Annotated in this window: 11 protein-coding genes and 1 tRNA gene; 3 read left to right on the top strand and 9 right to left on the bottom strand. The window is 71.5% G+C overall.

Annotated features, from left to right (window positions below; all coding sequences use genetic code 11):
• Nucleotides 1–218 precede the first annotated feature (218 nt).
• Complete coding sequence (locus tag AB0B40_RS00670) at nt 219–839, top strand: MerR family transcriptional regulator (RefSeq protein ID WP_345056378.1); 621 nt, start codon at nt 219–221, stop codon at nt 837–839.
• Nucleotides 840–876: 37 nt separating this feature from the next.
• Here AB0B40_RS00670 and AB0B40_RS00665 read toward each other — a convergent pair whose 3' ends face one another.
• Entirely contained in the window at nt 877–1,680 is an 804-nt protein-coding gene (locus tag AB0B40_RS00665) for an exodeoxyribonuclease III (protein WP_345056349.1), read from the bottom strand.
• Nucleotides 1,681–1,773: 93 nt separating this feature from the next.
• Here AB0B40_RS00665 and AB0B40_RS00660 point away from each other — a divergent pair, with 93 nt between their 5' ends.
• Nucleotides 1,774–2,250, top strand: coding sequence for a GNAT family N-acetyltransferase (locus AB0B40_RS00660; RefSeq protein WP_362261778.1), 477 nt, complete (start codon nt 1,774–1,776; stop codon nt 2,248–2,250).
• Nucleotides 2,251–2,398: 148 nt separating this feature from the next.
• Here AB0B40_RS00660 and AB0B40_RS00655 read toward each other — a convergent pair.
• From AB0B40_RS00655 to galU, 7 genes are all read right to left on the bottom strand, one after another.
• Nucleotides 2,399–2,472, bottom strand: a tRNA-Ala gene (locus AB0B40_RS00655).
• 85 nt (nt 2,473–2,557) lie between these two features.
• Nucleotides 2,558–3,790 carry a gephyrin-like molybdotransferase receptor GlpR gene (gene glpR, locus AB0B40_RS00650; RefSeq protein WP_362261775.1) on the bottom strand — a complete coding sequence of 411 codons (1,233 nt, stop codon included), beginning with the start codon at nt 3,788–3,790 and terminating at the stop codon, nt 2,558–2,560.
• 178 nt (nt 3,791–3,968) lie between these two features.
• The gene (locus AB0B40_RS00645) at nt 3,969–4,625 is read right to left on the bottom strand and encodes a GNAT family protein (protein ID WP_345056355.1); all 657 of its coding nucleotides are present in this window, start codon (nt 4,623–4,625) and stop codon (nt 3,969–3,971) included.
• A 20-nt stretch (nt 4,626–4,645) separates the two neighbouring features.
• Nucleotides 4,646–5,212 carry a MogA/MoaB family molybdenum cofactor biosynthesis protein gene (locus AB0B40_RS00640; protein WP_345056357.1) on the bottom strand — a complete coding sequence of 189 codons (567 nt, stop codon included), beginning with the start codon at nt 5,210–5,212 and terminating at the stop codon, nt 4,646–4,648.
• On the bottom strand, nt 5,209–5,721 hold the full coding sequence (moaC, locus tag AB0B40_RS00635) for a cyclic pyranopterin monophosphate synthase MoaC (protein WP_345056359.1): 513 nt from the start codon (nt 5,719–5,721) through the stop codon (nt 5,209–5,211). Before moaC ends, AB0B40_RS00640 begins: the two co-directional genes overlap by 4 nt.
• A 122-nt stretch (nt 5,722–5,843) precedes the next feature.
• Nucleotides 5,844–7,166, bottom strand: a complete 1,323-nt coding sequence (gene glp / locus AB0B40_RS00630) for a gephyrin-like molybdotransferase Glp (protein WP_345056361.1) — start codon at nt 7,164–7,166, stop codon at nt 5,844–5,846.
• On the bottom strand, nt 7,163–8,074 hold the full coding sequence (gene galU, locus AB0B40_RS00625; RefSeq protein ID WP_345056363.1) for a UTP--glucose-1-phosphate uridylyltransferase GalU: 912 nt from the start codon (nt 8,072–8,074) through the stop codon (nt 7,163–7,165). The genes glp and galU overlap by 4 nt, the downstream gene beginning before the upstream one ends.
• Nucleotides 8,075–8,208: 134 nt before the next feature.
• Between galU and AB0B40_RS00620 the strand changes: the two genes are divergently transcribed.
• Nucleotides 8,209–8,790, top strand: coding sequence for a 5-formyltetrahydrofolate cyclo-ligase (locus AB0B40_RS00620; RefSeq protein ID WP_362261770.1), 582 nt, complete (start codon nt 8,209–8,211; stop codon nt 8,788–8,790).
• Nucleotides 8,791–8,875: 85 nt separating this feature from the next.
• Here the strand turns inward: AB0B40_RS00620 and AB0B40_RS00615 are convergent, their stop codons facing one another.
• A complete protein-coding gene (locus AB0B40_RS00615; RefSeq protein ID WP_362261767.1) occupies nt 8,876–11,758 on the bottom strand; it encodes a penicillin acylase family protein in 2,883 nt (960 codons plus the stop codon).
• Between the last annotated feature and the right edge of the window lie 183 nt (nt 11,759–11,941).

Below are 11,941 nucleotides of genomic sequence, written 5' to 3'. Positions count from 1 at the left end.
GCATCACCTAGAAACCCTGCCAGTGAACACTGGCGCAATGGGACTGTAGAGCAGCTCCGTACCGAGCGGTAGGGGGCGCGGGCGGGAAAGTTACCGTCGGTACGCCATAGGCTGCGGGCGTGGCAGAGGACGCAGAACACCCGGAGACCCGCCCGGAGCCGGCCGGCCCGCGGACGCACCCGGAGCCGGCGCACCCCGGCGCCCCCCGCGAGTACCGCATGGAGGAACTGGCCCGGCTGGCCGGCATCACCGTGCGCACCCTGCGCTTCTACCGCGAGCGCAAACTGCTCCCGCCGCCCCGCCGCGAGGGCCGCATAGCCTGGTACGACGACCATCATCTGGCCCGGCTGCGCACCATCGCGGCCCTGCTGGAGCGCGGCCACACCCTGAACGGCATCGCGGAGCTGGCCGAGGCGTTCGACCACGGCCGGGACGTCGCCGACCTGCTCGGTGTGGGTGCCCCCACCGAGGAGGAGCCGGTCCGCCTCACCCCCGAGGAGCTCGCGGCCGTCTTCGCAGACGAGGTCACGCCCGGCAACCTCGCCGCCGCCATGGAGCTGGGCTACATCGGCACCGACGGCGACCAGATCGTCCACATCAGCCGGCGCCTGCTGGACGTCTCCTCCGCACTGGTCCGTGAGGGGATCCCGCTCGCCGAGGTCCTGACGGCCGCCGTCCGCGTCCGCGAGCACGCCGAGGCCCTGGCCGCACTCTTCTCCGACGTCATCCTGCGCCACGCGCCCGAGGAGGACCTGCAGCGCCTGCGCCCGCTGGCCCGCAGCGTCGTGGAGGCGGAACTCTCCCTGGCGCTGGACCGCCGCCTGAGCAAGAGCGACTGAGCGCCGCCGGCCGGTCACTCCCGGCGGAGACGACTCGCTACAGGTCGTAGGCGACGGTCACCGGCGCGTGGTCCGACCACCGCTCGGCGTGCGTGGCGGCGCGCTCCACGAAGCCCTTGACCGCCCGGCCGGCGAGTCCGGGCGTGGCAACGTGGTAGTCGATGCGCCAGCCGGAGTCGTTGTCGAAGGCCCGCCCGCGGTAGGACCACCAGGTGTACGGACCCTCGGCGTCGGGGTGCAGCGCGCGGACGACGTCGACGTACCCGCCGTCCCCGGCGGCGAACACCCGGCCGAGCCAGTCCCGCTCCTCCGGCAGGAATCCGGAGTTCTTGGTGTTGCCGCGCCAGTTCTTGAGGTCGGCCTGCCGGTGGGCGATGTTCCAGTCGCCGCAGACGACGACCTCGCGCCCGTCGGCGGCGGCGCGCTCGCGCAGCTCCTTCAGATGGGCGAGGAACTCGCCCATGAAGCGGATCTTCTCCTCCTGCCGTTCGGTGCCGACCTCGCCGGAGGGCAGGTAGAGGGAGGCGACCGTGACACCGGGCAGCTCGGCCTCGACGTAGCGCCCGCTGCCGTCGAACTCGGCGGAGCCGAAGCCGATCCGGACCCGGTCGGGCTCGCGCCGGGTGTAAAGGGAGACGCCCGCCCGGCCCTTGGCGGCGGCCGGGGCGTGCACGACGTGCCAGCCGTCGGGCCGGCGGACCTCCTCGGGCAGCTGGTGCGGCTCGGCGCGCACCTCCTGGAGGCAGACGACGTCCGCGTCGCTCCCGGCGAGCCACTCCACGAAGCCCTTCTTCGCGGCGGCCCGCAGCCCGTTCACGTTAACCGAGGTCACAGTCAGCACCCGGGCACGATACCGGCACACTGGTCCAGGTCCGCAAAGCCAGGTCCGCAAAGCCCGGCATCCCGCCGCCTGCATAGAAGTACGATACCCAGCATGACTATACGCCGCGTCCGCTTCGACCACCCCGACGCCGTGAAGCTCAACGACGAGGTCCAGGCCGAGTACCACCTGCGCTACGGCGACGGGGGCGACGCCACGGCCCTCGACGCCACCGACTTCGACCCGCCCCGGGGCGCGTACCTGATCGCGTACGACGAGCACGGCCGCCCGGTGGCCACCGGCGGCTGGCGCAGCCAGGACGACAACGGCGAGGGCAACGAGGACGGCGACGCCGAACTCAAGCGCATGTACGTCATCGAGGAGATGCGCGGCCGGGGCCTGGCGCGCCGCATGCTCACGGCCCTGGAGGAGGACGCCCGCACCGCCGGCCGGGTCCGCATGGTCCTGGAGACGGGCACCAAGCAGCCCGAGGCCATCGCCTTGTACCTCTCCAGCGGTTACGCGCCGTGCCGGAAGTTCGGCTACTACCGCGAGTACGAGGAGAGCCGCTGCTTCGCCAAGCGGCTCTGAGGCACAGGCACACGGGACGGCGTGACCCCTGTCACGGCGATGCCCGTCTCCGTGAACGGCTCCGGAAACGACGAAGATCCCGACCGATCGTGATGATCGGCGGGATCTTCGCTCACCGCTCCCGAGCTGACTCAGGAACAGTCGTGCGTGGACCTGAGGGGATTTGAACCCCTGGCCCCCTCGATGCGAACGAGGTGCGCTACCGGACTGCGCCACAGGCCCTTGCAACGAGTGAAACTTTAGCATCCCGATCGGGGTGCTTGGAAATCCGTTCCCTGACTGGTCAGGGCAGGGGTGCGGGGCGGGCCTATTCGTTGGCCGCGCGCGGGCGGTCGCCGTCCTCGTACTGATCGAACAGGGGCGTGCGTCCGCGCTCACGTGCCCGGCGGGCCGAGGCCGCCGTGGGCGTCCCCCCGCGTGAGCGCCTCCGGGCGTGCGGCAACGCGTCACCGCGGCCGGCCGCCGGCTTGTCCCCGGCCTCCGGTTCCGGCTCGCCCGCCCCGCTCTGCGGCGCACGGCCTGCCTCGTGCTCCGGCACCACCGCGCTGGAACGCGCCGAACTCCAGGTGTCGGGCGCCCCCAGATCCACGTCGGAGGTGGCCCGCGGGGCGACGGGCGCGGTGACGTACGTCGGCAAGGGCACCGGCACCGGATCCCAGCTGTCCCCGTGACCGGGCCGCCGCTGCCGCTCCCGCTGCTGGTCGACCCACTCGGCGTGGTCGGTCTGCTCGACGAGCGCGCGCCGGTCGGCGGCGAGCGCGGAGAGGCCGGTGTCGGTGTCGGCGCCCTGGGACCCGTCCGCCTCCTCGGCACCCGTGCCCTCGTCGGCGGACGCGCGCCGGCGCGGCTGGCGCTCGCGCAGGCGCTGGGCGGCGGCCTCGGCACGCTGCCGGTCCATCTGGTAGGCGAAGCGGCGACGCTCCTGCGTACGCAGGTAGGCGATGTACGCGCTGAGCGTGGCGGCCGGCACGCCGGGCACCCACAGGAACGCGAGCCCGCCGACGGCGGCGGCGATCGCGCCGAGCGTGAAGGCGAGGAAGAGCATCACGGTGGTGCGCCGACGGCGCGCGAGCACCTTCGAGCGCCGGGCGCGGGCCGCGGCCGTCTGCGCCGAGGACGCACGCCGTGCCACCGATTCACGCTGCGGTGCGGGCGCCGGTGCCGGTACGGAGGGGGACTTGGGCGCCGGCGCGGTGCTCTGGTCACGCGCTGGCTGTGCCCTGCTGGGCGCCTCGGGCTCGGCTTCCGCACCGACCTGACGGCGGGTCGGAGGCACGGCGAAGGCCCGGACGTCCACCGAGTCGGTGACCGCGTCCGGATCGCCGGCGTCCGGCTCCCCCTCCTGGGCGGAGCGTGCCCGCAGGTCCCTGGCGTACCGACGCTCCATGCCCGCCCGTCCGGAAAGCAGCCGGATGGCGGTGCTGAAGCGTTCCGTCGGACGGGCCTCGTTCAGCTCGTCCTGCCTACGGAGCCACATCGGCACCAAGTAGGCGGCCCAGGCCCCGACAATGACTGCGTAGATGAGGCCGCTGCTGCTCACGCCTCACACGGTAGAGGGGTTTGTGCGAGGCCATCCGCCAATTGGGCCGGTGTGTCGCACGATCTGGCTGATATTTCCAGCTTTTTTTGCGACCGATGCGATCAGTGGACCAGGGTCTCCGCGAATTCAAGCGGCCAGGGGCGGTCAGCAACCGATCAATTTCGAACACATATTCAATTCAGGGGCGCTCGGCGGGATTCCCCGGGACGCCCCCGGGGCCGGCCGGCCGCTCGGCGCGCCGGGCCTCCTGGGAGAGCGCCCGACGCCACCGGGCGAGCAGCCCGTCGGGCACCTCCTCCGCGGTGAGCGCGAAGACGAGATGGTCGCGCCAGGCGCCGTCGATGTGCAGATAACGCGGCCGGAGCCCCTCCTCGCGGAATCCGAGTTTCTCCACGACCCGCCGGCTCGGCCGGTTCTCGGGACGAATGCAGACCTCGATGCGGTGCAGGCCGACGGCGCGGAAACAGTGGTCCACCACGAGCGCGACGGCCGTCGGCATCACCCCGCGTCCGGCCACCGACTCGTCCACCCAGTAGCCGACATGCCCCGAGCACATCGATCCCCAGGTGATCCCGGCGACCGTCAACTGTCCGACGAGCCGCCCCTGGTATTCGATGACGAACGGCAGCATCCGGCCCGCGCCGGCCTCGGAACGCAGGTGCCGGACCATCTGCCGGAAGGTCGGCCGGTGGGTGACCGGGCCGCTCGGTGTGGGCGGCGGGATGGTCGCCTCCCAGGGGCGCAGCCAGTCGCGGTTGCGCCGGTTCACCTCGCGCCAGGCCCGCTGGTCGCGCAGCTTTATCGGCCGGAGGACGACATCGCCGTCCGCCAGCACGACGGGCCAGGAAGGGCCGTTCAGCTCGCACCCCCCGGGGGTACCTCCCAGGCCTTCGGGGCACTGGGGGAGGGTCTGGGGTGGTCACCGCCGCGGATCTGGTCGACGGCGTGGGTCAGCAGGGGCTCCAGCACGGCCAGGCCGTCCCGCACCCCGCCGCTCGACCCCGGCAGGTTGACGATCAGCGTCCCCCCGGCCACTCCCGCCAGGCCCCGCGACAGCGCGGCGGCCGGCACCTTCTCCCGCCCGTAGGCGCGCACGGCCTCCGCGATGCCGGGCACCTCGCGGTCGATCACCGCGCGGGTCGCCTCGGGGGTGCGGTCGGTGGGCGAGATACCGGTGCCGCCGGTGGTGACGACGACGTCGTACCCGGCCTCCACCGCCGCCCGCAGCGCCGCTTCCACCGGATCCCCGTCGGGCACCACCTGCGGCCCGTCCACGGCGAACCCGGCGTCCTGCAGGCCCTTCACGATCAGCGGGCCGGCCGTGTCCTCGTAGACACCCGCGGCGGCCCGGTTGGAGGCGGTGACGACCAGCGCGGAGCAGGGCGCCCGCAGCGCGCCACCGGAGGTGTCGTCGTACGTCATCCCCGGCTCCAGTCGCCCGACTTGCCGCCCGTCTTCTCTTCCACGCGCACGTCCGTGATGACCGCTCCCTTGTCGACCGCCTTGACCATGTCGATCACGGTGAGCGCGGCGACCGTCACCGCGGTGAGCGCCTCCATCTCGACACCCGTGCGGTCCGTCGTCCGCACGGTGGCCTGGATCTCCACGGCGTCGTCCGCGACCGACAGGTCCAGTCTCACACCCGACACCGACAAGGGGTGGCACAGCGGGATCAGATCCGGGGTGCGCTTGGCGCCCATGATCCCGGCGATGCGCGCGGTGGCGAGGGCGTCACCCTTGGGCACCCCCTCACCGCGCAGCAGCTCCACCACGCGCGGCGAGACGAGAACCCGGCCGCTCGCGCGGGCGGTGCGCGCCGTCACGTCCTTCTCGGACACGTCGACCATGCGGGCCGCGCCCGCCTCGTCGATGTGCGTCAGTCGGTCCTGCTCAGGGCGTCCGGGGGTCTCCCCCCGGGAAGGCACGGTCATGGTGTGGCGCTCCCGGTCCGGGCCCGGCGCGGTGCGGAGCGCGGGCCTGCTGTGCGCGACACGGTACCGGCAAGCCGGCGCGCGCAGCGGACCAGGATCGTCCTGGGGCGGCCTCGCACGCGTCAGCCGAGCAGCAGTACCTCGACCTCGCTGCCGGGCTCGACGGACTCGGCGTCCTCGGGGACCACGATCAGCGCGTCGGCCCGTGCCAGGGCGGCGATCAGGTGGGAACCGGTGCCGCCCACCGGGACCACCTCCCCGTCGGTGTATGCCCCGCGCAGGAACTGGCGGCGCCCCTTGGGCGAGCGCAGCGCCTCGTCCGCCTTCAGGGCGGCCCGCGCGCGGGGCCGGTGGAGATCCGTGAGGCCCATCAGGGCGCGGATGGCGGGGCGGACGAACAACTCGAAGGAGACGTACGACGACACCGGGTTGCCGGGCAGGGCCAGCAGCGGCGTGTGGTCGGGGCCGATCGAGCCGAAGCCCTGCGGCTTGCCGGGCTGCATGGCGAGCTTGCGGAACTCGACGCCGCTGCCCGCCACGTCCTCGTCGCCGACGTACGACAGCGCCTCCTTCACGACGTCGTACGCCCCCACGCTCACCCCGCCCGTGGTCACCAGCAGGTCCGCGCGGATGAGCTGGTCCTCGATGGTGGAGCGGAGGGTCTCGGCGTCGTCCGCGACGGCACCCACCCGGTAGGCGATGGCGCCCGCGTCCCGCGCGGCGGCGGTGAGGGAGAAACTGTTGGAGTCGAAGATCTGGCCGGGGGCCAGTTGCTCACCGGGCTGGACGAGTTCGCTGCCGGTGGACATCACGACCACGCGGGGGCGCGGACGCACGCGTACCGTGCCGCGGCCGATCGCGGCGAGCAGCGCGATCTGCGGCGGGCCGAGGATCGTCCCGGCCTCCAGGGCCCGGTCGCCGGCCCGTACGTCGCTGCCCTTGGCCCGCACGTGCGCGCGCGCCTCGGCCGGGCGGTACACGTGCACGTGCCCCTCGGCGCCCTCGGGCGCCGAGCTGCGCGCCCGCATGCCGCTCACCGGGCCCTCGCCCAGCCCGCCGTCGGTCCACTCGACGGGGACGACGGCCTCGGCGCCGGGCGGCAGGGGCGCTCCGGTCATGATGCGCGCGGCCTGCCCGGGGCCGACCCGCACCGGGTCGGCCGCGCCGGCCGCGACGTCTCCGACGACCTCCAGGACGGCCGGGAACTCCTCACCGGCGCCCGCGATGTCCGCGACCCGCACCGCGTACCCGTCCATGGAGCTGTTGTCGAACGGTGGCAGGGACACCGGCACCGTGACGTCGTCGACCAGGACGCAGCCCTGGGCGTCGAGCAGTTGCAGCTCGATGGGTTCGAGGGGGCGGACGGTCGAGAGGATGTCCTCCAGGTGCTCGTCCACCGACCACAGGTCGTCCGGGCCGGCGGGGCGGGTCACGGCGCTGCTCAAGATTGCTGCATCTCCTCGGCTACGTAACTGCGAAGCCAGGTCCGGAAGTCCGGGCCCAGGTCTTCACGTTCGCACGCGAGTCTGACAATGGCACGCAGATAGTCGCCACGGTCGCCGGTGTCATAGCGGCGGCCCTTGAAGACGACGCCGTGCACGGGGCCGCCGACCTTCTCGTCCTGGGCGAGCTGCTGGAGGGCGTCGGTGAGCTGGATCTCGCCGCCGCGGCCCGGCTCGGTCTCGCGCAGCACGCCGAAGATGCTCGGGTCGAGGACATAGCGGCCGATGATCGCGTAGCTGGACGGGGCGTCCGCCGGGTCGGGCTTCTCGACCAGCCCCGTCACCTTCACCACGTCCCCGTCGGAGGTGGCCTCCACGGCCGCGCAGCCGTAGAGGTGGATCTGCTCGGGCGCGACCTCCATGAGGGCGACGACGCTGCCGCCGTGCTGCTCCCGGACATCGATCATGCGCTGGAGCAGCGGGTCCCGCGGGTCGATCAGGTCGTCACCGAGAAGAACGGCGAACGGCTCTTGGCCGACGTGCGGGGCGGCGCACAGCACGGCATGACCGAGTCCCCTGGGGTCGCCCTGGCGTACGTAGTGCATGGTGGCCAGATCACTGGACTCCTGCACTTTCGCGAGCCGTGCGGCGTCACCCTTTTTCCCGAGCGCCGATTCCAGCTCGTAATTTCGGTCGAAATGGTCCTCAAGGGGGCGCTTGTTGCGTCCGGTGACCATGAGGACGTCATCGAGCCCCGCCGACACGGCCTCCTCGACCACATACTGGATCGCCGGCTTGTCGACGACGGGCAGCATCTCCTTGGGAGTGGCCTTGGTGGCCGGCAGGAACCGGGTGCCGAGGCCGGCTGCGGGAATGACAGCCTTGCTGATCCTGGGGTGGGACTGAGTCATGCCCGCAACCATATCCGGTGCCTTTGCTGGAATTCTGTGGCTCCGGTTGTTTGACCCTCATATGACCTGCATTGAGAAGGGTGCGAGAACGACCCGTGGAACACCTCGGACGCAGGGGCGAGCCTGACAAGCGCATGTTGCGGCGAGAGCTCCTCAAGGTGAGGAACAGGTTGACGGCGGATGACGTCCGCGGGGCGGCCCGCGCCCTGGCGGAGCACGCCCTGGAGCTGCCCGAGCTGGGGCGCGGGCGCACGGTGGCGGCGTACGTCTCCGTGGGGAGCGAGCCCGGCACGCTCGCGCTGCTGGACGCGCTGCGCGCGCGGGGCGTGCGCGTCCTGCTCCCGGCGCTCCTGCCGGACAACGATCTGGACTGGGGCGAGTACACCGGCCCGGACTCCCTCGCCCGGGTCGAACACCACGGGAAGATGGCGCTTTTCGAGCCCTCCGGCGCGCGTCTCGGGCCGGAGGCCGTGACGGGCGCGGACGTCGTCCTGCTGCCCGGACTCGCGGTGGACGCGCGCGGGATGCGCCTGGGACGCGGCGGTGGTTCGTACGACCGCGTGCTGGCCCGTCTGGAGCGCGCGGGCGCCCTCCCCCGGCTCGTGGTGCTGCTGTACGACACCGAGGTAGTCGCGCGGGTGCCGGCCGAGGCGCACGACAGGCCGGTCCACGCGGTGGTGACCCCCTCGGGTGTGCACCGCTTCCCGTCCGCCTGACCGGAAGCCCGCGCCCACCCGCCCTCCCGGCCGGCACGCGAAAGGGCCCTCCACGCGCGTGGAGGGCCCTTTCAGAGGGGAAGGATCACGGCTCGAGGACGAGGGTGTCGCTCGTGCTCTTGTCCACCGCCTTGGCCGTGAACGACCAGGGCAGCAGCTCGCCCTTGGCCCACTTGCCCGTCTGGTCCGTGTAGTGCGCGCTGAACGCGTGCCCGGAGGCGCCGGACAGGTTGATCCACTTGGACTTGTCGAGGTCGGCGAGGTTGGCGACCATCCGCATGGACGGCACCCAGACGACGTTGTAGCCGCCGGCCGCGTTCCAGCCGCTCGCGTTCACCGTGGCCTCGCCGCCGCTGAGCTTCCAGGGGCCGCGGTTCAGGACGTACTGCAGGACCTTGGGGCCCTCGGTGCCGAGCGTCTGGTTCTTCAGGAACAGCCGGTGCAGCCGGCCCCAGCTCCAGGTGTCGATGTCCTTGCCGAGCTTCGCGGTCAGCTCCCAGCGGGCGTCGATCATGGCGCGGGCGAAGAGCTGGTCACGGTTGTTCGCGGCGGGACGGGTGCCCGACCGAGGGGCCTTCCACCAGTCGCTGTCGGGCTTGTCCATCAGGGTGCGCACGACCTCGAACCAGCGGTCGCCGCCGTCCGGCTGCGCCTGGTCGGCGTCACGCTGACCGCACTCGCGCACCTTGGTGTCGTCGTCCACCGGGCCGGTGCTGTCGATCTTGTCGACCCACAGGCACTGTCCCTTGACGCGCACCTCCTTGGGGAGCTTGTTGCCGAAGGCGAGCTTGAGGACGTTGCGCCAGACGGCGTTGAAGTAGGCGGCGGCCCCGGAGTCGGCGTCCTGGGTGTAGTCCCAGCCCTCCAGCAGCTTCTGCGCCTGGCGGACCTTCGGGTCGTTGAGGTTGATCTTCAGCAGCTTGGGCACCAGGAGCTTGGCGATCTCGCTGCTGTTGTCCAGCTGCATCTGCCGCATGTCGTCGGTGGAGATCTTGCCGCCGTCCCCGATCTTGGACTCGATCAGGTCGGTGATGCGCTGGCTGCGGGCGCCGTAGCCCCAGTCGGTGGTGAGCGTGTACGGGTACTTGCCCGGGTCGACCACGGCCTGGTTGGCGGTGACGATGTAACCGCGCTTGGGGTCGTACTCGTAGGGCAGCTCGTCCGGCTTGATGAAGCCCGTCCAGCGGTACTTCGACTCCCAGCCCGGCACCGGGAGGGCCCCGGCGTCCTTGGCGGAGCGCGTGGGGATCTTGCCGGGCAGCGTGTAGCCGATGTGGTTGTCCGTGTCGGCGTAGATCAGGTTCTGCGACGGCACGTCGAACTGGGCCGCCGCCGCGCGGAAGTCGTTCCAGTCGCCGGCCTTGTCGAGGGCGAACACGGCGTCCATGGAGGTGCCCGGGTCGAGCGCGGTCCACCTCAGGGCGATGCCGTAGCCGTCGCCGCGGTCGGGAGCGGAGGTGTCGACGGACGCCTTCCTGCCGACCTGGACGAGTTCGTCGTCGCGGTCGGACAGCAGCGGCATCCCGTCCTGGGTCTGCCGGACGACGATCGTCTTGGACTGGCCGCCGGCGACCCCGATGGTCTCCTCACGCGTCTTGAAGGGCCGCACCTTGCCGTCGTACAGGTAGCCGTTGGCGCTGACCTTCTCCAGGTAGAGGTCGGTGACGTCGACACCGGAGTTGGTCATGCCCCAGGCGATCTTGCCGTTGTGACCGATGATCACACCGGGCATGCCGGCAAAGGTGTAGCCGGTGACGTCGTACTGGCACTTGCTGGAGACGGTCCGGCAGTGCAGGCCCATCTGGTACCAGACGGACGGCAGGGACGCCGACAGGTGCGGGTCGTTGGCGAGCAGCGGCTTGCCGGTGATGGTGTACTTCCCGCCGACCACCCAGGAGTTGGAGCCGATGCCCTGGCCGTTCACGCCGACGGCCGCGGGGAGGCCGTCCAGGACCTTGTAGAGGCCCCCCAGCTGGCTCGTGAGGCCCGAACCCGTCCCGGCCGAGGCCGAGGAGCCGGTCGCACCCGTCGTGCCCTGAGAGGAGCCCGTGCCGCTGCCCGTGCCGCCGGCCGTGCCCTGCGCGGTGCCCGTGCCGCCGGCCGTCGTGCCCGTGCCGCCGGCCGTGCCGCTGCCCGTGCCCTGCGCGGAGCCGGTGCCGTCGCCCTGCTGGAAGGCCCGGGTCAGCTCGCTGTACTGGCCTTCCTGCACGATCGGCTTGTGGCGGCCGTACGGGTACGCCGGGTACAGGTCCTGGATCTGCTGCGGGCCGAGGCGGCTCGTCATCAGGGCGCGGTCGATCTCGTCCTGCATGTTGCCGCGCAGGTCCCAGGCCATCGCCTTCAGCCACGACACCGAGTCGACCGGGGTCCACTCGCCCGGCTTGTAGTCGTTGCTGAAGCCCAGGGCCGCGTACTCCAGGGAGATGTCCTTGCCGTCCTTGCCCCGGAGGTAGGCGTTGACACCCTTGGCGTACGCCTGGAGGTATTTCTTCGTGGCGGGCGACAGCTTGTGGTCGTACTCCTGCTGCGCGACACGGTCCCAGCCGAGGGTGCGCAGGAACTCGTCGTTCGTGACCTGGCTCTTGCCGAACATCTCCGACAGGCGGCCGGAGGTCATGTGCCGGCGCACGTCCATCTCGTAGAACCGGTCCTGCGCCTGGACGTAGCCCTGCGCCATGAACAGGTCCTCGTCCGAGGACGCGTAGATCTGCGGAATGCCGTAGCCGTCCCGCTTGACGTCGACCGGTCCGGACAGGCCGTCGAGCTTGATCGAACCGGTGGTCTGCGGGAAGGAGGCGCGGACCGTGCTGATCGACCAGTACGCCCCGTAGGCGACGCCACCGATGAGGGCGAGAACCAGTACAAGAACGACCAGTCGGGCTTTGCGCCCCTTCTTCCTGCCGGACTTGACGGACGTGGCACCCGTGGTGGCGGTGTCACCCGTTGTGGCGGTGGTGTTGGGGGGCATCGCTGTCCTTGCTGTCCTAACGCGAGCGGCAGGTCGGGCTGTGACTTTGAATGAGCGCTGGAGCAACCATAGGCGCAGGGCCATGTCCCGCTTGACGCGGAGTCGGGAACCAGCGCGCACGAGCGTTCGATCTTGCCTCGGCGAACGTCAAGAAAGCGTCAAGAGTTAGGTAAGGTAACGAAG

The organism is Streptomyces sp. NPDC042638, from assembly GCF_040647235.1.
GTDB classification, from domain to species: domain Bacteria; phylum Actinomycetota; class Actinomycetes; order Streptomycetales; family Streptomycetaceae; genus Streptomyces; species Streptomyces rameus.
Note: the sequence above shows the minus strand (reverse complement) of the source record. Positions and strands in the feature narration are given on the sequence as shown.